Annotated in this window: 21 protein-coding genes; 17 read left to right on the top strand and 4 right to left on the bottom strand. The window is 40.9% G+C overall.

Features of this window, described 5'->3' with window-relative positions; all coding sequences use genetic code 11:
• Positions 1 to 170 precede the first annotated feature (170 nt).
• Both ACH3Z1_RS03805 and ACH3Z1_RS03800 read left to right on the top strand, forming a co-directional pair.
• Entirely contained in the window at positions 171 to 3,656 is a 3,486-nt protein-coding gene (locus ACH3Z1_RS03805) for a PAS domain S-box protein (RefSeq protein WP_490820522.1), read from the top strand.
• A gap of 21 nt (positions 3,657 to 3,677) precedes the next feature.
• Positions 3,678 to 4,118, top strand: coding sequence for a response regulator (locus tag ACH3Z1_RS03800; protein WP_490820521.1), 441 nt, complete (start codon positions 3,678 to 3,680; stop codon positions 4,116 to 4,118).
• 9 nt (positions 4,119 to 4,127) lie between these two features.
• Here ACH3Z1_RS03800 and murA read toward each other — a convergent pair whose 3' ends face one another.
• Positions 4,128 to 5,432 (bottom strand): UDP-N-acetylglucosamine 1-carboxyvinyltransferase, encoded by a 1,305-nt coding sequence (gene murA, locus ACH3Z1_RS03795; RefSeq protein ID WP_490820520.1) that lies wholly within the window; start codon positions 5,430 to 5,432, stop codon positions 4,128 to 4,130.
• Between the two features lie 118 nt (positions 5,433 to 5,550).
• A complete protein-coding gene (locus ACH3Z1_RS03790) occupies positions 5,551 to 6,309 on the bottom strand; it encodes a DUF4290 domain-containing protein (RefSeq protein ID WP_490820519.1) in 759 nt (252 codons plus the stop codon).
• Between the two features lie 123 nt (positions 6,310 to 6,432).
• Here ACH3Z1_RS03790 and pheS point away from each other — a divergent pair, with 123 nt between their 5' ends.
• Complete coding sequence (gene pheS, locus ACH3Z1_RS03785) at positions 6,433 to 7,467, top strand: phenylalanine--tRNA ligase subunit alpha (protein WP_490820518.1); 1,035 nt, start codon at positions 6,433 to 6,435, stop codon at positions 7,465 to 7,467.
• Positions 7,468 to 7,592: 125 nt separating this feature from the next.
• Positions 7,593 to 8,330 carry a DNA repair protein RecO gene (recO, locus tag ACH3Z1_RS03780; protein WP_490820517.1) on the top strand — a complete coding sequence of 246 codons (738 nt, stop codon included), beginning with the start codon at positions 7,593 to 7,595 and terminating at the stop codon, positions 8,328 to 8,330.
• Positions 8,331 to 8,515: 185 nt separating this feature from the next.
• Here the strand turns inward: recO and ACH3Z1_RS03775 are convergent, their stop codons facing one another.
• Positions 8,516 to 9,664, bottom strand: coding sequence for an amidohydrolase family protein (locus ACH3Z1_RS03775; protein WP_490820516.1), 1,149 nt, complete (start codon positions 9,662 to 9,664; stop codon positions 8,516 to 8,518).
• A gap of 143 nt (positions 9,665 to 9,807) precedes the next feature.
• Here ACH3Z1_RS03775 and ACH3Z1_RS03770 point away from each other — a divergent pair, with 143 nt between their 5' ends.
• The 13 genes from ACH3Z1_RS03770 to tsf all read left to right on the top strand — a co-directional run bounded on the left by ACH3Z1_RS03770 (position 9,808) and on the right by tsf (position 22,709).
• Complete coding sequence (locus ACH3Z1_RS03770) at positions 9,808 to 10,269, top strand: nuclear transport factor 2 family protein (RefSeq protein WP_490820515.1); 462 nt, start codon at positions 9,808 to 9,810, stop codon at positions 10,267 to 10,269.
• Positions 10,270 to 10,315: 46 nt separating this feature from the next.
• Positions 10,316 to 10,867: a DUF4256 domain-containing protein gene (locus ACH3Z1_RS03765; RefSeq protein WP_490820514.1), complete on the top strand. Its 552-nt coding sequence runs from the start codon at positions 10,316 to 10,318 to the stop codon at positions 10,865 to 10,867.
• 67 nt (positions 10,868 to 10,934) lie between these two features.
• Positions 10,935 to 11,522 carry a hypothetical protein gene (locus ACH3Z1_RS03760; RefSeq protein ID WP_490820513.1) on the top strand — a complete coding sequence of 196 codons (588 nt, stop codon included), beginning with the start codon at positions 10,935 to 10,937 and terminating at the stop codon, positions 11,520 to 11,522.
• Between the two features lie 2 nt (positions 11,523 to 11,524).
• Complete coding sequence (locus ACH3Z1_RS03755) at positions 11,525 to 11,980, top strand: DinB family protein (protein WP_490820512.1); 456 nt, start codon at positions 11,525 to 11,527, stop codon at positions 11,978 to 11,980.
• A 179-nt stretch (positions 11,981 to 12,159) separates the two neighbouring features.
• On the top strand, positions 12,160 to 12,519 hold the full coding sequence (locus ACH3Z1_RS03750) for a hypothetical protein (protein ID WP_490820511.1): 360 nt from the start codon (positions 12,160 to 12,162) through the stop codon (positions 12,517 to 12,519).
• 111 nt (positions 12,520 to 12,630) lie between these two features.
• Entirely contained in the window at positions 12,631 to 13,716 is a 1,086-nt protein-coding gene (locus ACH3Z1_RS03745) for an efflux RND transporter periplasmic adaptor subunit (RefSeq protein WP_490820510.1), read from the top strand.
• A gap of 25 nt (positions 13,717 to 13,741) precedes the next feature.
• Positions 13,742 to 16,975 (top strand): efflux RND transporter permease subunit, encoded by a 3,234-nt coding sequence (locus ACH3Z1_RS03740; protein ID WP_490820509.1) that lies wholly within the window; start codon positions 13,742 to 13,744, stop codon positions 16,973 to 16,975.
• On the top strand, positions 16,959 to 18,380 hold the full coding sequence (locus ACH3Z1_RS03735; protein WP_490820508.1) for a TolC family protein: 1,422 nt from the start codon (positions 16,959 to 16,961) through the stop codon (positions 18,378 to 18,380). The genes ACH3Z1_RS03740 and ACH3Z1_RS03735 overlap by 17 nt, the downstream gene beginning before the upstream one ends.
• A 201-nt stretch (positions 18,381 to 18,581) precedes the next feature.
• Positions 18,582 to 19,463 (top strand): alpha/beta hydrolase, encoded by an 882-nt coding sequence (locus ACH3Z1_RS03730; protein ID WP_490820507.1) that lies wholly within the window; start codon positions 18,582 to 18,584, stop codon positions 19,461 to 19,463.
• Between the two features lie 316 nt (positions 19,464 to 19,779).
• Positions 19,780 to 20,223, top strand: coding sequence for a 50S ribosomal protein L13 (gene rplM / locus ACH3Z1_RS03725; protein WP_322196123.1), 444 nt, complete (start codon positions 19,780 to 19,782; stop codon positions 20,221 to 20,223).
• 36 nt (positions 20,224 to 20,259) lie between these two features.
• Positions 20,260 to 20,649, top strand: a complete 390-nt coding sequence (gene rpsI, locus ACH3Z1_RS03720) for a 30S ribosomal protein S9 (RefSeq protein WP_490820506.1) — start codon at positions 20,260 to 20,262, stop codon at positions 20,647 to 20,649.
• A 120-nt stretch (positions 20,650 to 20,769) separates the two neighbouring features.
• On the top strand, positions 20,770 to 21,660 hold the full coding sequence (gene rpsB, locus ACH3Z1_RS03715) for a 30S ribosomal protein S2 (RefSeq protein WP_490820505.1): 891 nt from the start codon (positions 20,770 to 20,772) through the stop codon (positions 21,658 to 21,660).
• Between the two features lie 212 nt (positions 21,661 to 21,872).
• A complete protein-coding gene (tsf, locus tag ACH3Z1_RS03710; RefSeq protein WP_490820504.1) occupies positions 21,873 to 22,709 on the top strand; it encodes a translation elongation factor Ts in 837 nt (278 codons plus the stop codon).
• Positions 22,710 to 22,810: 101 nt separating this feature from the next.
• Here the strand turns inward: tsf and ACH3Z1_RS03705 are convergent, their stop codons facing one another.
• Positions 22,811 to 23,860, bottom strand: coding sequence for a serine hydrolase domain-containing protein (locus ACH3Z1_RS03705; RefSeq protein ID WP_490820503.1), 1,050 nt, complete (start codon positions 23,858 to 23,860; stop codon positions 22,811 to 22,813).
• Between the last annotated feature and the right edge of the window lie 187 nt (positions 23,861 to 24,047).

The following is a 24,047-nucleotide window of genomic DNA, read 5'->3' as shown; positions in this document are numbered from 1 at the left end:
TTTGCTGTAAGCTATTCCATTCATTCATGCCACAAAAGTAAATGGATCTCGTTTTACCAGTGGCACAGTAACGAATAAACTTTTTCGAATAAGGATAAAATGTTTTATATTGATCAGTATTTCGATACAGGTGATTACCTGTATCTTATTCCTATGGCTAATCGTTTGCTATGACCAGTAAGGAATTTCAATTGGTTTTTGACAATCTTCCCGGCATGTATTTGCTATTGGCCCCGGACGATCCCGTATACACCATTCTTGCCACCAATAAATCATACAGGGAAACTACCAGGACTTTGGATATTGAACTTACCGGAAATCCTATTTTCACCATTTTTCCCGATACAGCGAATCAGTTTAATAAGGATGGTAAAAAGAAGTTGATTCGGTTATTCGGAGACGCCATCCGCACCAAAAAGGCAAATCAGATCAATCACTTTCGATACGACATCCCCGCAAATGATGGCTCAGGAACTTTCGTAGAAAGTTATTGGAAGATTGTTAATACACCTGTTTTTGATGAGGAGGGAAATGTAGTACAACTCATTAATTCCATTGATCATATTACTGAACAGGTTTTGTCGGAAATACAAGCTGAACAAGCATTGGCTCAATCAGAAGAAAGGTATAAAAAACTGTTTTATACCAATCCAATGCCCATGTGGATTTATGATGAGAAAACTTATCAGTTTACAGAAGTAAATGATGCCGCTATTTTTAAATACGGGTACAGCCGGGAAGAATTTCTTTCTATGACGATTCTGCAAATCAGGCCAGAAGATGATATTGAAAGGGTTAAAACAGCCGTAAAACAGCGACATGGCGATTATTTTACACATCATGCGAGATGGCGTCATTTAAAGAAAAACGGTGAATTATTATATGTAGAAATAACTGCCCATCATATTATACATAATGATAAGCCCTCTGTCTTAGTTCTTGTTAACGATATCACCGAAAAAGTAAATGCGGAAGAACAAAGCAATTTTGAGCGTAACAACAGGGAGGCGCTTATCAATAATACCCATGATCTGATCTGGAGTGTTGACAAAAACCTGCGACTTATTACTGCCAACCAACCTTTTATTCATTCTCTTGAAATGCAAACCGGAAAAAAGTTTCAAAGTGGTGATCATGTGCTGATTGAAGATCATTTTCCTGCATCATTTATTTTATCCTGGAAAAAATTATATGAACAGGCATTAGAAGGCCGGTATTTTATACATGAAATTTATACACCTGAATTAAAAGGTAAGGCAGGTGAGTGGTCGGAAGTGAGTTTTAACCCCATCATTAATAAACAGGAAATTGTTGGTGTTGCCTGTTATGGAAGAGATATTTCTGAGAATAAACGTTACCAGCAAACACTTGAGCGGGTTAACACAGAACTTACTGCGAAAATAAAAGAAATTTCTGACTATAAATTTGCTTTAGACCAGTCGAGTATTGTTGCGGTTACCAATCAAAAAGGTATCATCCAGTACGTGAATGACAACTTTTGTACTATTTCAGGATATAGCAGAGAAGAGTTAATAGGACAAGACCATCGTATCATTAATTCCGGCCATCATCCCAAATCTTTTTTGAAAGATTTATGGGTAACAATTGCCAAAGGAAAAGTATGGAGAGGAGAAATTAAAAATAAAAACAAAGCAGGTAATTATTACTGGGTTGATACAACCATTATTCCCTTTTTAAACGAAAAAGGGAAGCCCTATCAATTTGTTGCTATTCGCAACGATATTACTCAGAAAAAAGCAGAAGAGGAGAAATTACATTTGATGAATATGGTCATCATTAATACCAATGATGCCATACTCATTACCGAAGCAGAACCCATCGAAGGGTCAGGTCCTAAAATACTCTATGTAAATGAAGCTTTTACCCGGATGACGGGTTATACTGCAGAAGAAGTAATCGGACAAACCCCTCGTATGCTGCAAGGGCCGGGTACCGATCAACAGGAACTACAGCGTTTGAAGAAAGCACTCAAAAACTGGGAACCCTGTGATATAGAAGTATTGAATTACAAGAAAAACGGGGAACCTTTCTGGAATAATTTTACGGTAGCACCTGTTGCCAACGAAGCAGGCTGGTATACCCACTGGGTAGCTGTTGAAAGAGATGTAACAGAAAGAAGAAAAACCGATGTGCTGATTCGTGACAGTGAAGAGAAAAGAAGACTGATCATGAATGCGGCATTGGATGCCATTATTTGTATTGATACAGAAGGCATGATTACTTTCTGGAACCCACAGGCAGAGAAAATTTTTGGATGGGAACAGGAAGAGGTAATGGGCAAACGATTATCAAGTATTATTATACCCGAAGCTTACAGAACCATGCACGATCACGGCATGGAACAATACAAAATAACAGGGAAGGGCCCTGCATTAAATGCTTTACTGGAGCTAAGTGCCGTTAACCGCAATGGTATAACCTTCCCGGTCGAATTAACTGTATTACCGATTCATCAGGATAATGACTCATTTTTCTGTGCGTTTATTCGTGATATAACGGAAAGAAAAAAAGCAGAAACCGCAACACGCAGGTCCAATGAAAGGTATGAACTGGTGGCAAAAGCAACCAGTGATGCGATCTGGGACTGGGATATGCGTTCAGGTACTGTTACTCGTTCGGGCGATGGGTTACAGAAATTATTCGGCTACGATACAGCCATGGCCAGTGCTGATAATGATTTCTGGCGTAAACATGTTCATCCCGATGATATCAGTCGTGTAACAGAAGAAAGAGAAAAAATGTTACAGACAACGACAGATCAATATTGGGAGGATGAATACAGGTTTGAAAGAAAAGATGGCAGTTATGCACATGTATACGACCGTGGTTATGTAATCAGGAACAAAGAAGGTAAAGCCATTCGAATGATTGGTTCAACGCAGGATATATCTGCATTAAAACGATCAGAACAACAACTCTATGAACTCAATTCCGTACTGGAAAAACGCGCTTCGGAACTGGCCAGGTCAAATGCAGAGCTCGAACGCTTTGCGTATGTAGCCTCTCACGATCTTCAGGAACCCTTGAGAATGGTTAGTAGTTTTTTACAACTGCTTGATAAACAGTACACAGCAAAACTCGATGATAAAGCCAGAGAATATATTAACTATGCCGTAGGTGGCGCAGAAAGAATGAAGAGGTTGATACTGGACCTGCTTTCTTATTCAAGGGTAGCTACAGTAACCGAACAATTCCAGTCTGTTGATATGAATGCAGTAGCAAAGCATGTTACCCAGATTTTTGAATCGAGATTTGAAAAAGAAAGAATAACTTTAACTGTTGATCGTTTACCGGTAGTACAGGGTAATACCTCGCAGCTACAACAACTGTTACAGAATCTTATAGGTAATGCGATCAAATATAAAAGTGAGCATCCCCCACTCATTGAAATTGGCTGTCAGGAAGAAGAACGCCGGTTTGTCTTTTTTGTAAAAGACAATGGTATTGGTATCAACCCAAAGTATTTTGAAAAAATATTTGTTGTGTTTCAGCGATTACATCCCGTGAATAATTATTCGGGAACAGGAATCGGGTTGGCTATCTGTAAAAAAATTATTGAACGGCACCACGGTGAAATCTGGGTTGAATCAGAAGAAGGAAAAGGAAGTACTTTTTTCTTTAGCATACCTAAATAAGTAATCACCAAAAATGATGATATGTCTGTTATTCAAGACCTCGAAATATTGCTTGTAGAAGACAATGAAGGCGATATCAGGCTTACCATAGAAGCATTTAAAGAAGCCAAAATTACGAATCAGGTAAAAGTGGTAAGAGATGGTGAGGAGGCGCTTGATTACCTGAGAAAACAAGGAAACTATGCTGATGTAACATCACCTGATATTGTTCTGTTAGATATCAATCTGCCAAAAATAGATGGCAAAGAAGTACTGAGTACGATGAAAAACGATCCTTTATTAAAAAGTATTCCGGTTATCATGCTAACTACTTCATCGGCAGATTCAGACGTGCAGGAATCGTATGACAATTATGCCAACTGCTATGTCATTAAACCGGTTGATCTCAATAAATTTATGGAGGTGATACGCAGTATTGAAGACTACTGGGTATCGATCGTAAAACTTCCCAAAAAAATCTGAGTCTTAGTATCAAATACGTCTGATATCGGCGCCAATATTTCTCAATCGTTCATCGATCTGCTGATAACCACGATCGATCTGTTCAATATTCTGAATAACACTTTTTCCTTCCGCACTCAAAGCGGCAATTAACAGCGCCTGTCCGGCACGAATATCCGGACTGCTCATCGTAATACCACGAAGATTGTTTTTCCTCCCCAAACCAATTACAGTTGCTCTGTGCGGATCGCAAAGAATGATCTGCGCACCCATATCAATCAGTTTGTCTACAAAGAACAAACGACTCTCAAACATTTTCTGGTGTACCAATACACTTCCCCTGGCTTGTGTAGCAACAACTAATACGATACTGAGTAAGTCGGGTGTAAAACCTGGCCATGGATGATCTGATATGGAAAGTATGCCTCCATCCATAAAAGTCTGTATCTCATACACATCCTGTGCAGGTATATAAATATCATCTCCCTGTATGGAAAATTGTATACCCAACTGACTGAATTTTTCGGGAATGATACCTAAATGTTGTACACCGGCATTTTTAATGGTAAGCTCACTTTGTGTCATGGCAGCAAGCCCTATAAAACTACCAATCTCAATCATGTCGGGTAACATACGGTGCTCTGTTCCACTAAGCCTGCTAACACCTTCAATGGTTAAGAGGTTGCTGCCAATACCACTTATATTGGCTCCCATACGATTGAGCATGCTGCAAAGCTGTTGAAGATAAGGTTCACATGCAGCATTGTAAATCTGTGTTACGCCTTCTGCAAGCACAGCCGCCATCACAATATTGGCTGTTCCTGTTACCGAGGGCTCATCCAGTAACATATAAGCACCTTTGAGTTGCTGTGCCGATAGTTTGAAACAACTCTGCACATCATCGTATTCAAATTTGGCGCCTAATTTTTCAAAACCTATGATATGCGTATCAAGTCTTCTTCTTCCAATTTTATCGCCACCGGGTTTGGGTATGTAGGCTTTTTTGAACCGTGCCAGCATGGGCCCGGCGAGCATTACACTACCACGTAAACGGCCTCCTTTTTTTCTGAAACTGTCAGACGACAGGTAGTCGATATCAATATTATCGGCTTTGAAGCGATACGTATCTGCATTCAGTTTTTCGGTTTTCACACCCATGTCCTGCAGTAATTCAATCAGCAGGTTTACATCGAGAATGTCAGGAATATTGGAGATGGTCATTTCAGCGTCGGTGAGTACAACGGCTGATAATATCTGTAATGCTTCGTTTTTGGCTCCCTGGGGAATAATTTCTCCTTTCAGGCGATTGCCGCCACGTACTTCAAATGAACCCATAATACTTGCTTAAGTGGTTGTGTACACGAATGTAATAAATGGTCGCCTGTAAATAAGGGCATGAAATGAAAAAGCCCCGGCAAATTTGTCGGGGCTTTTCAAAAAAGTATAAAAAAACTTAATAGCGTTTCTTGAATTGACCACCACCGCTGTTGTTGCGGTTATTGTTGTTGTTGTTACGTCCGCCACCATTGTTACTGCGGTTGTTATTATTGCGTCCGCCACCACCGCTGTTATTACGGTTATTACTTCCGCTGTTGCGGTTACGTCCGCCAAAATTCTGCTGCCAACGACCACCACGACCGCCACTGCTATACTCGTCGCGTTCAAAATTCTGGTTGCGGTGCTTGATATATGGCGTATTGCTGAATTCGAGTTCACCACCGGTAATATTGTTCAACTCACTCCTGATAGCATCGTCGTGCACCAGTTCTTTGTGCCAGTTGCTGTAAGCCAGCTTCATATAGTAGGCGATAGCATGCGCAAAGCCAGCTTTTTTCTCCGGATCTTCTTCTTTCAGGGCTTTATCGATCACCACTTCCAGGTTTTTACCCAGATGGGCATATTTTGGATGCCTTTTAGGATAAGGAAGCGGATCGGGTTTCAGCTTATAGGTTTCTTTTTGTGGGATGGGGTATGGACTGTCGACATCCAGTTTAAAATCGCTGATAAAGAACAGGTGGTCCCATAATTTATGACGAAAATCTTCCACATTTTTCAGGTGGGGGTTCAGAAAACCCATCAGTTCGATCACAGATTGTGCCTGTTGCTGTCTTTTATCACGATCCTCAATGGTCAGTAAATAATCTACCATTTTATGTACATGACGACCATATTCACGCATGCCCAGGTAACTTCTCGAAGTATTATATTCCATGTAACGTTAATAAATGCAGTGACAAATGTAATCATTTCGGGGCGTTGAAGGGCATATTTTAAGCGGGTAAGCGTTAAAGAAATCATTTTTTCAGCACTCCGCCCGGCTGTTTATCTTCGCAACATGGAACAGATTGTGCAACAGATAGAGCAGTATAAACAGGAAATGCAGGCATTTGAGGCCAACACCCCCGATCTGGTGGAAGCTTTCCGTATTAAATACCTCGGTACCAAAGGATTGGTGAAAACAGTGATGGGTGAAATGAAAAATGTACCGGTAGATCAGAAAAAAGCTTTTGGACAAATACTCAATGAATTCAAAGAGTTTGCAGAAGCACGCTATACTTCTTTAAAAGAAGCGGCGGGTGATCAGTCCGATGCTGCAGTTACTGCAAAAGACATTACCCTGCCGGGCGATCTGTTTCCTGTAGGTACCAGACATCCTTTGAACCTGGTACGTAACCAGATCATTTCCATTTTCCGCAGACTGGGTTTTGCTGTGGCGGAAGGACCAGAGATAGAAGACGACTGGCACAATTTCGGTGCCATGAACCTGCCCGAAGATCATCCGGCCCGCGATATGCAGGATACTTTTTACATCAGTCAGAACCCAGACTGGTTATTGCGTACCCATACCAGCAGTGTACAGGCACGCGTAATGGAAACACAGAAACCACCCATACGTGTGATTTGTCCGGGAAGGGTATACAGAAATGAAACCATCAGTGCGCGAGCACATTGTTTCTTTCACCAGGTGGAAGGTTTGTATATAGATGAGAATGTAAGTTTTGCTGATCTTAAGCAAACACTTTACTTTTTTGTACAGGAAATGTTTGGTCAGCATGTAAAAGTGCGTTTCAGACCCAGTTATTTTCCTTTTACCGAACCCAGTGCAGAAATGGATATCAGTTGCCAGATCTGTGGTGGTACCGGATGTAATATCTGTAAACATACCGGTTGGGTAGAAATATTGGGAAGTGGAATGGTACATCCGAAAGTGCTCGAAAATTTTGGTATCGATTCAACCAGGTATACAGGTTTTGCATTTGGTATGGGTGTTGAGCGTATCACTCAATTAAAATACCAGGTAAACGATCTCCGTCTCTACTCACAAAACGATGTGCGGTTTTTGAAACAGTTTACAGGGGTGGTGGGGTAAGGAGAGAGGAGTCCATGGTCGATAGTCCATGGTCTATGGTAAATCAATTATAGGAATAAACTAGTGTAAATAAATACTATACCCTATGGACCATGGACTATGGTCTATGGACTAGAACTTCCCCCATGCTCCACGCAACCAAAGGCATAGTACTGCGAACAGTAAAGTATGGTGATACAAGCATCATTACCACTGTTTATACAGAACTGTTTGGCATACAGAGTTACCTGGTGAAAGGGGTAAGACAAAGCACGAAAACATCTTCCGGTAAAGCCTCTTATTTTCAGCCCTCAGCCTTACTCGATATGGAAGTGTACCATAATGAGCTGAAACAATTACAGTTTGTAAAAGAATACCGCTGGAGTTATTTGTATGAAGCGGTATTATCTGATGTGGTGAAACATGCTGTGTCTATGTACATGATTGAAATGCTGCAACATAGTTTGAAACAACCCGAAGCCAATCCCGAATTATTCTACCTGATTGAAGACAGTTTAAAACAATTGGATAAGGGCAATGAAACTTTAACAGCCAACCTGCCACTTTATTTTGTTTTACACCTGGCCACTGAACTGGGCTTTAAACCACAGGGCAATTATAGCACGGCAACACCTGTCTTCGATTTGCAGGAAGGTATTTTTGTGGCCCACACACCGGCACATCCTTATTATCTGGAAGAATTACAGGCAGAAGTAACCTCTCAGTTAACCGAGCTGCAGTTTTATAACCAGTTGGAAAATATTAAACTGAACAGAAACATCAGAAGAAGTTTATTGGAATCTTATCAAACTTATATGGCATTGCATATCGCCGATTTTGGTGAACTAAAAACACTTGCCATTCTCCAGGAAATTCTGAGTTAACCCTGCGCTAATTTCTCTGTTCAATTTTTTAAATACTTAAAGTATACTTTCATTTGATTTTCCTCTGTGCAACTCAGAGCTGTACTCCGTGTAACTCTGTGGTTTATATCATAAGATTTTTAACCACAGAGTTACACAGAGAGTAACACGGAGTTGCACGGAGATGGTTAGAATTTATGAAGAGACTACATAATTCTTTTGACGGTTTTCTTAGTTTCGAGCAGTAGCACACCTGGCTTTTTTCCTTTTTCAAAACTCCCCAATACATCATCCATACCCAGTGCTTTGGCACCGTTAAGGGTGGCAGCCTGTAAGAGTGTTGTCTGTGGCAAATGCGGGAAATGTAATTGCAGGGTTTTAATTTCTTCCAGTACACTTAACTGGTGGTTGCTCGCTAAACTGTCGGTTCCAATACAGATATTCAGTTTGTTTTGTAGTAAAAGATCAACAGGTGGTAAAGTGTTTTCAATATACAAATTGGCATTGGGGCAAAGGCAGAATGAAACAGGTACATCGCTTTTTAGTACAAGGTCAATATCTGTCTGGTGGGTGAAATTATTATGTACGAGTATGACATGTCTGGCTTTCTCCATCTGCGGAAAAAAAGCGGGCAGACTATGTGTACCCTGTGCATTGAAACCGGGGTTACTGATATCCATAGCCTTGTATAAACGAATAAAATCACCGGTCCCGTTTTCAAACAGTTCATTCTCTGCTTTGGACTCCTGGTTATGAATGGTAAGAATTTGTTCAGTAAAATGCGGTTGCATCAAAGTCCATAATTCATCCGATACGGAATAAGGTGCATGGGGCGATAAGCTTGTATGTTCAGGAAAACAACTTTTAAATATCTGGTAAAATCTTAAAGATGCTTCCATTCTTGCAGCAGCCCCCAATGGGTTCCAGCCGCTTACTTCAATGAAATTATGATAGCGTAACCGTTTGGCATTTTTTTGTATAAGCGTGTGTGTGTTATTACAAATATCACCTACGGCTACAATACCGGCTAACAGCATTTCATTTTCTGCATTTTCAATAGCAACCAGTATATCATCAACATGCGTTTGTCTTTGTGTTACTATACGCAATACAAAATCAACCAGACCGGTATGTTCTGGTATCAGTCCTTTCATGTGACTGAGTTCGAGATGGCAATGTGTATTGATGAAGCCGGGGCAAAGTAAACCATTCAGTTGTTGCACGTCTTCACCAGCTTCAGAGGTATGTACAATTGCTTCAACAGTTCCATCTTTTTCTGTGACTAACACAAAATCATCACCCAGTATTTCTGTGCCGGTGAATAACTGATGGGCGCTGAATTTTTGGTAAGACAAAGTAGTGGTTGATTATTTGCGAAGTTATTGGATAAAGCAATGAAGATGCAGGAATATTTTCATACATTTTACAACAGACTTAATCGTTCCTTCTGATCTTTTCCTATCTTGAATACAGAATTATTTAGCATTAAAAATGCAACATGAGAAAAATTATTATAATTGTTTTACTCGGGATCAGTTTTACAACGCATGCCCAAACATCTGATGAAAAAGCGATTAAAGAAACCATTAATTCTTTTTTCCTGTCATTAGAAAAGCAGGATACCGCGTTGTTAAAAACTGTTGTATTTATTGATGGGCAATTGTGGCGGGTGTCGAATGTTACAAATTCGAGAAAGCATGATATGCGGGATTTCAGGGCTGATATCAATAAATTAATCTCAAAAGATAAAATAAAAGAAATTCCTCACCGGTATGAAATCAAAATACACAATGGCATTGCTATGGCATGGGTACCCTATGAGTTTCTGGTGAATGAAAAATTTTCTCATTGTGGAGTCGATGTTTTTACATTGATTCATGCATCGGGGGTATGGAAAATTGTAAACGCATCCTATACTATTGATAAAACAGGTTGTGAGGAATTAAAAAAGGGCAAATAAAAATCTGTTGCGAGTTTATACGAACGATAATAAAAATGATACAGGTATGAAATTATCAGCAAAACAAGCAAGTGAACTGATGGAGCTTTTAAAAGCCCGGTTTGAAAAAAACACTAAACGCCATAAAGGCATTGAGTGGAGCAAAGTTGAAGCAAGGTTAAAAGCCAATGCCCACAAGCTGTGGTCGCTCAGTGAAATGGAAAGAACAGGTGGAGAGCCTGATGTAACCGGGCAGGATAAAAAAACAGGCGCTTTTATTTTCTGCGACTGCTCTGCTGAAAGTCCGGCTGGCCGCAGAAGTTTATGTTACGACCGTGAAGCGCTCGATAGCCGTAAAGAATTTAAGCCTGCAGATACTGCCGTTGATATGGCTGCTGCCATGGGTGTAGAAATATTGGATGAAGAAGCATACAGAAACTTACAGACCCTGGGAAATTTTGATGCCAAAACTTCCAGTTGGTTAAAAACGCCGGAAGCCATCCGCAAATATGGTGGTGCTATTTTTGGGGACTTGCGTTACCAGCATGTGTTTGTGTACCATAATGGGGCGGGATCTTATTATGCGGCGAGGGGGTTCAGAGCTTCTTTACAGGTATAACAAGTTAAATCATTGCAAAGCCAAAATAGTTCTGAGTAATTTATTTTAAATGTTATATAATTGACATGTGAAAAAATTATGTTGCTTCATACTTTTGGCTATTGTCTCGGTAGTATCTTCCTCTATTCTCTATGCACAAAGGTCAACACTTGTTGGAATAAGTTTTACTGCTGAAACATCAGGTAATCATTTCAGACCAGGGTTGGGTGTAACGATAGAGCATAAGTTTACCAGAAAAAGCGGAATTGAAAGCGGATTATATTATAGAAACTATTCTCAGAATAATACATACATGTTAGTGAATAATAGCGGTACAGGATTAGTTCCTTATACTTTAATGATAGTAGAGAGATTTATTTCCGTTCCTGTATTGTATAAATTTTATTCACGTCTCGTAAATGTAAGTGCAGGTATGAGCTTTGATTTTTATGTCGGGTTTAGGCATAAAAACAAGAGCCAACAAATTACTGTTACTGATTATAATATTGATCCTAATATGGCCTTAGGAGTACAGTTAAAAATAAGCAAACCTATTCGTCTCGATGATAGACTGATCCTTGAACCTGAGCTGCGTTTGAATCCTGTCATTACTTATAACAGAGCATATGGAGGTTTAGGGATCACCGCAAAATATCAATTAAAAAATAATTTTTAAAAATGGATGCTTTACTGAAAATCTGGGAAACCAACCGCAATAATTACCTGCGTTTTATAGAACCTTTTACACTGGAACAACTGAATAAGGTACCCGAAGGGTTTAACAATAATATCATCTGGAATGTAGGCCATATTATTGTGGTACAACAATCACTGGTGTATCGTTTGTCGGGCCTTGCTATGCAGGTAAGTGATGAAATGTTCACCCTGTATAAACCCGGCAGCAAACCCGAGAGAGCGGTTACACAAACAGAAGCAGACGAACTGAAACAATTACTGATCACACTATGTGAACAGACAAAAAAAGATATTGAAAAAGGGATATTCACCAGTTTTACGGGGAGAATGACCGCTACCGGATTTGACCTTACCAGTTTTGCAGATGCCTTGGAGTTTAATAATTATCATGAAGGACTGCATTTAGGGATGATGATGAGCATCCGCAAGCTGTTATGATCTTTTACCTGGTTGTTTTATCGATTTTTAATGCCAATAAAACGTGAAAAAGCATTTCCTGCTTTTTCAGTGCAGATTTATAGGTAGTTTTGCTAACAAATATGTTGACCCCGGGTAAAAATCGTAAGTATAATCATATCGGCCAAACCTGCAAAACTATTGCAGGTTCATTGGCTTTGATGACATGGCTTCTGATGTTTTTCGCGGGTGCCATCAAGGCCAATGCCGGCACAGCGCAGTTGCTGAAAACCGGAAAAACAATTGTTGCCTCCCCAACCAACCCGGCTGATCTGCCTGCCGATCCCGCTGAACCACTTCCCTTACCCGAAGACCCGGAAGCATATGTAGCAGAAACAGAAGATTATGCGGATGATGATAAAAAAGCCGGTTCAGCCCTCTATTTTATTCAGTTGATGGCTTTACAGCAAGCAACTGAAATACAATCGGTACAATCCTTTCATTATAACCAGGCTATTAAGCAGCGTATAGCCATTCCTCTTTTTGTACTCCATCATTCCTGGAAAAGTTACCTGATCTGATTTTTTTGATTTGAAACGTACATGATGCAACAGCAGCACTGTACAACTGTGTCGCGTGATTCCTCACGTGACCTACCCTCTTATATACGCTTTAGTCAATCAAAAAAAATCATGAAACAGTTTTTTATTTTCATCATGGCTGCAACCATTTTATCACTCGCCGGTTGCAAAGAACACAAAGAAGAAAAACAGGAAGAAATACATTTTGTTGTTACGAGTCCCATTGAAAGAGATACCGTTATCCACCAAGAATATGTATGTCAGATACATTCCATTCAGCATATAGAATTAAGGGCACTCGAAAAAGGATACTTACAACATATCTATGTAAATGAAGGGCAGTTTGTGAAAAAAGGACAAATCATGTTCCAGATTATGCCATTGATTTACCAGGCCGAAACACAAAAGTCAGAAGCTGAAGTAAATTTTGCCAAAATAGAATACCAGAACACGAAGCAACTGGCAGATAGTAATATCGTTTCCAAAAATGAACTGGCTTTAGCCAAAGCCAAACTCGATAAGGCACAGGCAGAATTATCACTGGCCAAAGCTCACCTTGCATTTACAGAGATACGTGCGCCATTCGATGGTATTATTGATCGTTTTAACGTACGACTTGGTAGCCTGGTAGATGAAGGCGAGTTGTTAACCACACTGGCAGACAACAGTAAAATGTGGGTTTACTTTAATGTGCCGGAAGCTGAATACCTCGATTATGTTTCGCGTGAGAAAAAAAGTGGTAACGCAACAGTAGAACTACAAATGGCCAACCACCAGATTTTCGATCAGAAAGGTGTGGTAGAAACCATTGAAGCCGACTTTAACAACGAAACCGGAAATATTGCATTCAGGGCCACATTCCCCAATCCGAAACGTGTATTGCGGCATGGTGAAACCGGAAACATTCTGATGCCGGTGATACTCAAAAAAGCCATCCTGATTCCACAAAAATCAACGTTCGATGTACTCGATAAAAAATTTGTGTACGTAGTAGATGCCAACAATGTATTAAAGGCAAAGCAGATTACCATTGCTCAGGAAATGCCGCATGTGTATGTAGTGGCTTCAGGGCTAAGCCCACAGGATAAAATCCTCGCAGAAGGTTTAGGGAAGGTGAAAAATAATGAACGCATCAAATATTCATTTATACCCTTCGAAAAAGAATTACATGAGTTAAACAATTTACACGCCGAATAAAGCAGGAACCCTAAAATATACAATGATGTTTAATAAATTTATTAAAAGACCGGTTCTTGCTATTGCATTATCTGTGGTGATTGTTTTTATGGGTTTGCTGGCGATTAATACATCACCAGTTGCCCAGTTCCCTGAAATAGCTCCTCCCCGTGTAAACATTTTTATTGAGTTTCCGGGTTCCAATGCCGATGTACTGGTAAAATCAACACTCACCATTTTGGAACGAGCCATTAACGGTGTACAGGGAATGCAGTACATGTTATCTGATGCCACCAGTGCAAGTGAAGCAAGTATCGAAGTAATATTTGAACCAGGAACAGATCCTACACTGGCAGCCGTAAGGGTAAAGTCGAGAGTCGATCAGGTTATGACCAATCTCCCGCCACTGGTACAAAGAGAAGGTGTTATTATTTCGCCCCTCCAACCCAGTATGCTGATGTACTTAAACCTGTACAGCAAGGAGAACAATGTGGATGAAAAATTCCTGTTCAATTATGCCAACACTTATATCTTACCTGAACTTCAGCGAATAAAAGGGATGGGTTTTGCACAGGCCATCGGGAGCCGTGCTTTTGCCATACGTGTATGGTTAGACCCCGAGCGTATGAGAGCCTATAATATTTCGGCAGAAGAGGTGTTGAAATCAATTGATGAACAAAGCGTATTGGCAAGACCGGGAAGAGTGGGTCTCAGTTCTGGTAAGAAAGCACAATCACAGGAATATGTATTTACCTATAAAGGCTGGTACAACAAACCGGAACAATACCAGGATATTATCATCAAAGGCAATTCAAATGGTGAGATCCTCAAATTAAAAGACATAGCAGAAGTTGAGGTAGGAAGCGAGTTTGTTGATATCTATTCAAACAAAGACGGCCACCCTTCAGCCTCGCTGGTACTCAAACAAAATCCCGGTAGCAATGCCAACACAGTTATTGCAGATGTAAAAGCAAAACTGGAAGAACTGAAAAAAGATTTCCCCCCGGGTATCGATTACGAAATCAACTACGACGTTTCAAAATTTGTAGATGCCTCTATCGAAAAAGTGATGCATACCTTATTGGAAGCATTTGTACTGGTAGCCATTGTGGTGTTTGTTTTTCTGGGTGACTGGCGCTCAACCTTTATCCCTATTCTTGCTGTACCAGTGTCATTGATCGGTGCATTTGCATTGATGAAGTTCTTTGGACTGAGTATCAACCTGATTACTTTATTCGCATTGGTACTGGCCATTGGTGTAGTGGTAGATGATGCCATTGTAGTAGTAGAAGCAGTACACGTGAAGATGGAAGAAGAAAACCTATCGCCTTTTGCCGCAGTAAAAAAAGTGATCAGGGAAATCAGTGGTGCCATTATTGCCATTACATTGGTTATGACATCCGTGTTTGTTCCTGTTGCATTTATGACAGGCCCCGTAGGTGTGCTCTACCGGCAGTTTTCACTTACCATGGCAAGTGCTATTGTTATTTCTGGTTTTGTTGCACTTACCCTTACACCGGTGTTATGTGCCATGTTATTAAAGAATACACATGGAAAACCGAAAAGAAAAACACCCATTAACCTGTTTATTGCCTGGTTCAACAAAACTTTCGAACGGGTTACGGGCAGGTACACTCGGTTTTTGTCGTTGATTGTAAACAGAAAACTCATTACCTATGGGCTATTAATAGCTTTTGGTTTTGGTATCATGAGCGTTAATAAAATTCTTCCTGCTGGATTTATTCCAAGTGAAGACCAGGGACAGATATATGCCATCATTCAAACACCTCCGGGTACTACGCTGGAGCGCACAAACGAAATATCGAGGAAATTACAATTGATTGCTCGTAAGATTGAAGGGGTGTCATCTGTTACTTCTCTTGCAGGTTATGAGATACTTACCGAAGGACGAGGATCGAATGCCGGTACCTGTTTAATTAATTTAAAAGACTGGTCCGAAAGAAAGCAGTCGGTAAAAGAAGTGATTGAAGAACTGGAAAAAGAATCAAAAGACCTTCCAGCCAACATTGAATATTTCGAGCCACCTGCTGTTCCGGGGTATGGTACATCCGATGGTTTCTCATTGCGTTTACTTGATAAAGGAAGCGATGTAGATTATCAGGAATTTGACAAGGTAAACGCAGAATTTTTAGCAGCACTCCGAAAAAGAAAAGAATTGTCAGGGTTGTTTGCTTTTTATTCTGCCAAATATCCCCAGTATGAAATTTCTGTAGACAATGAACTGGCCATGCAAAAAGGAGTTTCATTAGGTAATGCCATGGAAAACCTGAATATCATGATTGGCAGTACTTATGAGCAGGGCTTTATCCGCTTCAATAACTATTATAAAGTGTATACACAGGCCGGACCCGAATTCAGGAAACAACCATCTGATATCCTGAACATGTTTGTGAAAAATGATCATGGTGAAATGGTACCGTATTCTGCTTTCATGAAGATTAAAAAAACGCAGGGGCCGAATGAGATTGCGCGGTATAATCTCTATATCTCTTCATTAATCAATGGTACACCTGCTAAAGGATATTCTTCAGGCGATGCCATTAAGGCCATCAAAGAAGTGGCGGCAGAGTCCTTGCCACGTGGTTATGATATTGCATGGGAAGGTCTTTCATACGATGAAGCTAAAAGAGGTAACGAAGCTATTTACCTGTTTGTGATCGTTATCTTTTTTGTGTATTTGATTCTTGCAGCACAATACGAAAGTTTCCTGCTGCCCTTTGCAGTATTGTTATCCCTTCCTCCGGGAATATTCGGATCGTTCCTTTTGTTAAAAGTGATGGGACTTGCAAACGATATCTATGCGCAGGTAGGATTGATTATGCTGGTAGGATTATTGGGAAAGAATGCCGTACTGATTGTAGAGTTCGCTGTACAGAAACACAATAAGGGCGCAACAGTTTTGGCGGCTGCCATTGAAGGTGCCAAAGCCCGTTTCAGACCCATCCTCATGACATCATTTGCTTTTATCGCAGGGTTGATTCCACTGGTGATTGCCACAGGACCGGGTGCTGTTGGAAACCATACCATTGGAGCATCGGCACTGGGTGGTATGTTATTCGGAACAGTGTTTGGCGTCATCATAGTACCGGGACTGTACTTCATTTTCGGGAAACTACAGGAAGGCAGATACCTCATCAGGGATGAAGATAAGAATCCATTGAGTGAAGACTTTGTTGAAAGCGATTCTTCACTGACCAAAAAGATCAGGAAAATTATTTCAAGAATCAGAAATAAAAAAGATAATGAAACTACAAGCTAAATATATTTTACTTGCTGCTGCATTCCTGTGGATAGGAGCCTGTAAAGTGCCTGCCATTAGTAGCAAACAGGAAAATACAGCAGTGCCCTTGCGTTATAACAGTTCGCAGGATACATCCAATATGGTAAAACTACCCTGGCGCGAATATTTTTCAGACCCGAATCTCATTGCGCTTATTGATACTGCATTACAAAACAACCAAGAGCTGAATATTATGCTCCAGGAAATTGAAATGAGTAAGAATGAAATCATGCAGCGAAAAGGGGAATACAAACCTTTTGTAAACCTGAGAGCCGGAGTGGCGGCTGACAGAGCCGGGAAATATACCTGGGATGGTTTTTCAGAAGAAGACCTGAAAGCCAATCCGGAAAAGGGTCCGAAATATATCGGCGACTTTATGGTGGGTACCTATTTTTCCTGGGAACTCGATGTTTGGAAAAAACTGCGCAATGCCACAAAATCGGCTGCCATTAAATATTCCTCCGCAGTGGAAGGCAGGAACTTTATGGTCACCAATATCATATCAGAAATAGCAGGCTCTTATTATGAGCTTATGGCATTGGATAACCAACTGGAAATTATAGAGCAGAATATTTCACTACAGAGCAATGTGCTGAAAATCATCAAACAACAAAAAGAAGCGGCTAAAGTTACACAGTTGGCTGTGAACAGGTTTGAGGCACAGTTACTCAACACGCAGAACCTCCGGTATGAAATACAACAGCAAATCACTGAAACGGAAAACAGGATTCGCTTTCTTACGGGTAAGTATACACCGGCCATTCCAAGAAACGGTGCAGCGTTCGCTACTGTTCCGATGGAGGAACTGCAAACAGGTATTCCATCACAACTGCTCATCAACCGACCCGATATCAGACAGGCAGAATTAAATATTGCTGCTGCGAAGCTGGATGTACAGGTAGCGAAAGCAAATTTCTATCCATCATTCAGTATACAGGCAGGATTGGGTTTTCAGGCATTTAATCCTTTGTACCTGGTAAGACCGGCATCCATTTTATACAACCTGGCTGGCGATATGGTAGCGCCACTGGTGAATAAGAATGCCATTACTGCAGCCTATTATAATGCCAATGCTCAGCAAATTCAAACGGTGTATCAGTATGAGCAAACCATTCTGAATGCTTATACCGAAGTATTGAATCAGATAGCAAAAGCAGCAAATTTTAAAGCCAGCTATGAGATGAAATCGAAAGAGGTAGATATTTTATTACAGTCAGTAGCCATATCCAACAACCTGTTTAATTCTGCACGGGCCGATTATATGGAAGTGTTATTAACGCAAAGGGAAGCACTGGAATCAAAAATGCAGTTGATTGAAATAAGAATGAAACAATTGAGCGCTAAAGTAAATATTTACAGGGCACTTGGTGGCGGCTGGAATTAAGAAGTTGAAAAACCAACAGAACGGGAATAAGAAGTACAGTACGGATTTTGATTGACAAAGAGGGCGGTCGGACGAGAGTCCGGCCGTTTTGTTTTATGTATGAAGTAAGCAAAATACTTACCTCCCTTTTCTTAGCTCCGGACTTAAGTCCGGAGCTAAGAAAGAAAAAGAAAATGTTTAATTTACATGAAATCATTACACATGCTGAAGAAGTTATTACTTGCTGTTTACCTCTTGTTGCAACTGGGAACTGAATTGCATGCACAACAGGTCATCAAACTCTACGAGGGCAAAGCCCCAGGTTCTGAAAACTGGAACTGGTCTGAAGCTACCATTGAAAAAACGGCTTGGAATACGCCAGTGGTATATAATGTAGCAGACCCCACATTAACCGTTATCAAACCTGAGGCTGGAAAAGCCAATGGAACGGCTGTGGTAATTTGTCCGGGAGGTGGTTTTTTTGCGCTGTCAATAGAAAATGAAGGGATGGGTGTGGCCCGATGGCTGGCAGGAAAAGGGGTAACCTGTTTTGTGTTGAAGTACAGACTGGCAAAAGCATCTGGTGATGATCCGATCAAAGATTTCAATGCCTCTTTTGGTGATAAAGAATTGCAGGCCAAACAAATGGCATCGGTGCCCATGGCCATTGCAGATGGAAAACAGGCAGTAGCTTATATAAGAAAGAATGCGGTACAGTTGGGTGTGAATCCGAATAAAATAGGCATCATGGGTTTTTCAGCGGGTGGTACAGTGGCAGGATCGGCCGGTTTTGGGTATACCGCAGAGAACAAGCCTGATTTTGTGGCACCGATCTATGCTTTTCTTCCTCCTGAAATGCAGGGAACCGTGGCTGCAGATGCGCCTCCTTTGTTTGTGGCGGTGGCATCAGATGACCAGATTGGTTTACAAACACATAGTGTAGCATTATATACCAAATGGAATACAGCCAAACGATCGGCCGAATTGCATGTGTATAATAAAGGCGGACATGGTTTTGGTATCCGCAAGCAGCAGCAACCCTCCGATGCCTGGGCCGACCAGTTTGCGGCATGGCTCGAATTTCAGGGTTTTCTTAAAAAATAGGTGTGTTTTTAGCTGCAAGTGGCAAGCTTTAAGCTACAAGTTATAGGGTCATGGTGATGCGCTCTTGTGATTGCATTGAGCCGCAGATTCGCAGATGATAGGTGATTCATCTGCGAATCTGCGGCTTTTTTATCCATCAATATAAAAAATAGGCTAAATTTTTTATTGAAAATCAAATAGTTACAAAGGTTCGATTAAAAATAGACCCTAAAATCTTTGGAAAATCGTATCAATGGGGCCTACCTTTGCCACCCGAAATTCTCGGAACATTTATACGCCGGTGGGATAGCGCCGGGTTCATTTAAAAAGAAATATTATGAGTAAACTTCATTTCACCACCAAGCATGCAAATGCGGCTACCGTACAGCACAACTGGTATGTGGTTGACGGTACTAATCAAACCGTAGGTCGTATTGCTTCAAAGATTGCTTCTGTTCTTCGTGGTAAGAACAAGGCTTATTACACACCGCACGTAGATTGTGGTGACTACGTAATTGTTATCAATGCTGAGAAAGTTGTTTTCACAGGTAACAAATTCGAAGACAAACAGTACATCAACTTCTCTGGTTACCCAGGTGGTAAAAAAGAAGAAGCTGCACAGGATCTCATCAAACGTCGTCCTGAAGTGATTATGGAAAGAGCGGTAAAAGGTATGTTGCCTAAAAACCGTCTCGGTCGTAAAATGATCAAGAAATTGTTTGTTTATGCAGGTACGGCGCATCCGCATTCTGCTCAGCAACCTAAAGAACTGAAGTTCTAATCCACAACAAATTAGCTAATTACAAATTCCTGATAAATGGAAAAACAAAAAAACGCAGTTGGTCGCCGTAAAGAAGCTGTTACCCGTGTATTCATTAGCAAGGGTGATGGTAAGATCACTGTAAACGATAAAGATTATAAAGAATATTTTCCGCTGGTATACCTGCAGAACCAGGTAGAAGCGCCTTTGAAAACTGCTGATGTACTGGGTAAGTATGATGTGGTGATCAATGCACAGGGTGGTGGCTTAAAAGGCCAGGCCGAAGCTGCAAAGCTGGGTATTGCCCGTGCGCTGCTGGAAGTAAATGCAGATTTCCGTCCGTCATTAAAAGCTGCCGGTCAACTGAAACGCGATCCACGTGGTGTTGAACGTAAGAAATTCGGTCACAAGAAAGCACGTAGAAGCTACCAGTTTAGTAAGCGTTAATAGTGAAGCTGCGAGCTGCCAGCTTCGGGCCACGAGCATGATTGTATTTTGCTCAAAGCTCATCGCTCATGACTCAAAGCTTTGGAAAACCAAATTCAAAAATTACAACAATCATACAAGATGGAAAATAACACTTCATTACAGCAGCAACTTCTGGAGGCCGGCGTACACTTTGGTCACCTGAAAAAGAAGTGGAACCCTAAGATGTTACCCTACATCTTTGCTGAGAAGAAAGGTATTCACATCATTGATCTGAATAAAACTGTTGATCACCTGCAGGAAGCTTCTGCGGCTGTTAAGCAGATCGCAAAAAGCGGTAAGAAGATCATGTTTGTGGCTACTAAAAAACAGGCTAAAGAAATCGTAAGCGAATGCGCTAAGCGTGTGAACATGCCTTATGCAACTGAGCGTTGGTTGGGTGGTATGTTAACCAACTTCAACACCGTTCGTAAAAGCGTAAAGAAAATGCAGAGCATCGAAAAAATGCTGGCTGATGGCAGCGCTGAAAGCCTGACTAAAAAAGAACGTCTCACCCTGAGCCGCGATAAAGACAAAATGGAAAAAGTACTCGGTGGTATTGCACAACTGGGTCGTTTACCAGCCGCTTTATTCCTGGTAGATATCGGGCATGAGCATATCGCACTGGCAGAAGCCAAGCGTTTAGGCATCACAACTTTTGGTATGGTAGATACCAACTGCGATCCTAATAAAGTAGACTTCGCTATTCCTTCGAATGACGATGCTACCAAATCAATCGCAATCATTACCAACTATATCGTTGCAGCTATTGCAGAAGGTCTGGCAGAGCGTCAGGCATCTAAAGATGAAGAAGAAACAGACGACAGCAACAACGAAAACGAAGCAAAAGCACGTCGCTTAGAAGCTGAAGCACAAGCCGAAGCTGGTCGTGGTGGCCGTCGTGGTGGTAGCGGAGCGCCTGCAGAAGCTGGAGCACCTAAGCGCCGCGTTCCAGGTAACCGTCGTCCTGCAGGTGGTGGTGGAAGCAGATAATGAAGTAATCTTATTGGGTCATTACGTCATTATCTGATCAGATAGTGACATAATGACCCAATTTATATATACACTTCAGTGTTTTGCCATACAGGCATTGTATTTGACAATACCTGTTCATCATTTAATAAAACAGGATAACTGAAAGATGCAATTAGTTTTGCAGCCCTATCAGTCATCCAAGTCATTCAACATTATAAATTTCACATACCATGAGTACTGTAACAATTACAGCCGCTGATATCAACAAATTGCGCCAGGCAACAGGTGCCGGCATGATGGATTGTCGTAAAGCTTTAACGGAGACTAATGGCGATTTTGAAGCCGCTATCGACTGGTTGCGTAAACAGGGACAGAAAGTAGCTGCCAAACGTAGTGACCGTGAAGCAAAAGAAGGTGTGATCATCGCAAAAACATCTGCTGATAACAAAACAGGTTTTGTGGTTTGTATCAGTTGCGAAACAGATTTCGTATCTAAAAATGCAGAGTTCGTTGCTTTTGCACAGTCTATTGCTGATGCTGCTGTAGCCAACAATGTAACATCTGTAGATGAACTGAATGAAGTAGTGATCAACGGCGCGAAAGTAGCTGATATGATCAACGATAAACTCGCTTCTATCGGCGAGAAAATTGGTATTGCCAAATTTGAAAGAATTGAAGCACCATTTGTAGCATCATATATTCACGGAGCATACCGCATGGGAGTGTTGGTAGGTTTAAACAAAGATGCAGCCGAAGCTGGTAAAGACGTTGCCATGCAGATTGCAGCCATGAACCCACTGGCAGTAGATGCCAACAGCATTCCTGCTGAAACCATTGAAAGAGAAAGAGCCATTGTGGTAGATACCATGAAAGCCGATCCTAAAATGGCCGGTAAACCAGATGATATGATTGCCAAGATTGCAGAAGGTAAATTAAATGCATTCTTTAAAGAGAATACCTTACTGGCCCAGGCATTTGTAAAAGATGGTGGTATTACTGTAGAAGCTTACCTGAAATCTGCTGGTGATGTAACCGTAACAGCTTTCAAGCGTGTGGCTTTAGGATAATTGATTTGAGTAGATTTTATATAGGGGAGATGAGTGATCATCTCCCTTTTTTGTGCGTAGGAATTTTCGAATAGTTCCCGAACTTTCAAAAAGCAATCTGTCTAATTGTTTCTGAAATAATAATCTGATAAAGCCTTTACAATGGCCCTTGGATTGGCTTCATCTGTATTGGTCATAATAATGATAGACAAGTCGTCATTAACAAAACGGGTATAGTGAGAACGAAAACCTGTATTGGCACCCCCATGTTCAATTACTTTGCGGCCGCTGAGTTCATCAATCATCCAACCAAATCCATAATAATTTTTTGAATTGGGGTCGCTGCTTGTTTTAATAAAAGGCTTCCACAATAATTCCCAGTTTTCTTTTTTCAGGATACTGTTTTTTTCTCTCAATACTTTATCCCATAATATCATATCAGTGCTGGTAGAAAGAAAACCACCGCTCGGCCGCACAGCATACATGGCATCAGCATTGATGAGTACCCCGTTTTTGTGCATATAGCCATTGGCGCGATTAGGAATGATAGGATAAAAATCAGTCATGCCGCTGTTTTTCATACCGGCAGGTATAAATAATTTTTCCCGGATATAATCCTGCCATGCCGTACCGCTTACCTGTGTAATGATTTCTGCAAGCATAAAATAGCCAAGATTACAGTACTGGTATTTTTCACCTGTTTTGAAATCGAGCGGTAAGGAGTAGGCAGATTTAATGATCACAAGATCTGGCTGAATCACTGCATTTTTATAGGCGGGCCCTTCTCTTTTCAAGCCTGATGTATGCGACATCAGGTGTTTAACCTGAATGGGTCTCCATGTTTCTGGCGCATCGGGAAAAAATTTATGGACAGGATCTTCAATGCTCAATTTTCCTTCCTCCTCTAATTTCAGAATGGCGACGGTAAAAAACTGTTTGCTAACAGAACCAAGACGTATAACTGATTTTGCACTTACAGGCACATTGAGTTCTACATTGGCTAAACCATACCCTTTATTCACCAACGGGGTACCATTTTTAATGACTGCCATGGAAAGACCAACAATTTTTTGCTCCTTCATTATTTTCTGTACAATGATATCGGTGCTATCTACCTGTCCGTAAGCAAGTACATTGATCAAAAGAAACAGGATAATCATTTTATTTTTCATGAAACAGTATTTTAAATTTTAAGTGTGTTTTGCAGGTGTGCCGGGGCTTTAAAAATTTCAAAAAACAATATCCGAACCTATTCGGTTGGCGTTCTCTCTGGACTTTTTAATCAAGCCTTTTCCTACAAGTCCTCATTAGGTACATTATACTCCCCAAAGGAAATGATTTCCAAAGTAGTGGTTGCTG

The organism is Sediminibacterium sp. FW305-C-49 (genome assembly GCF_058231085.1).
This window is presented reverse-complemented; position numbering and strand designations above follow the sequence as displayed.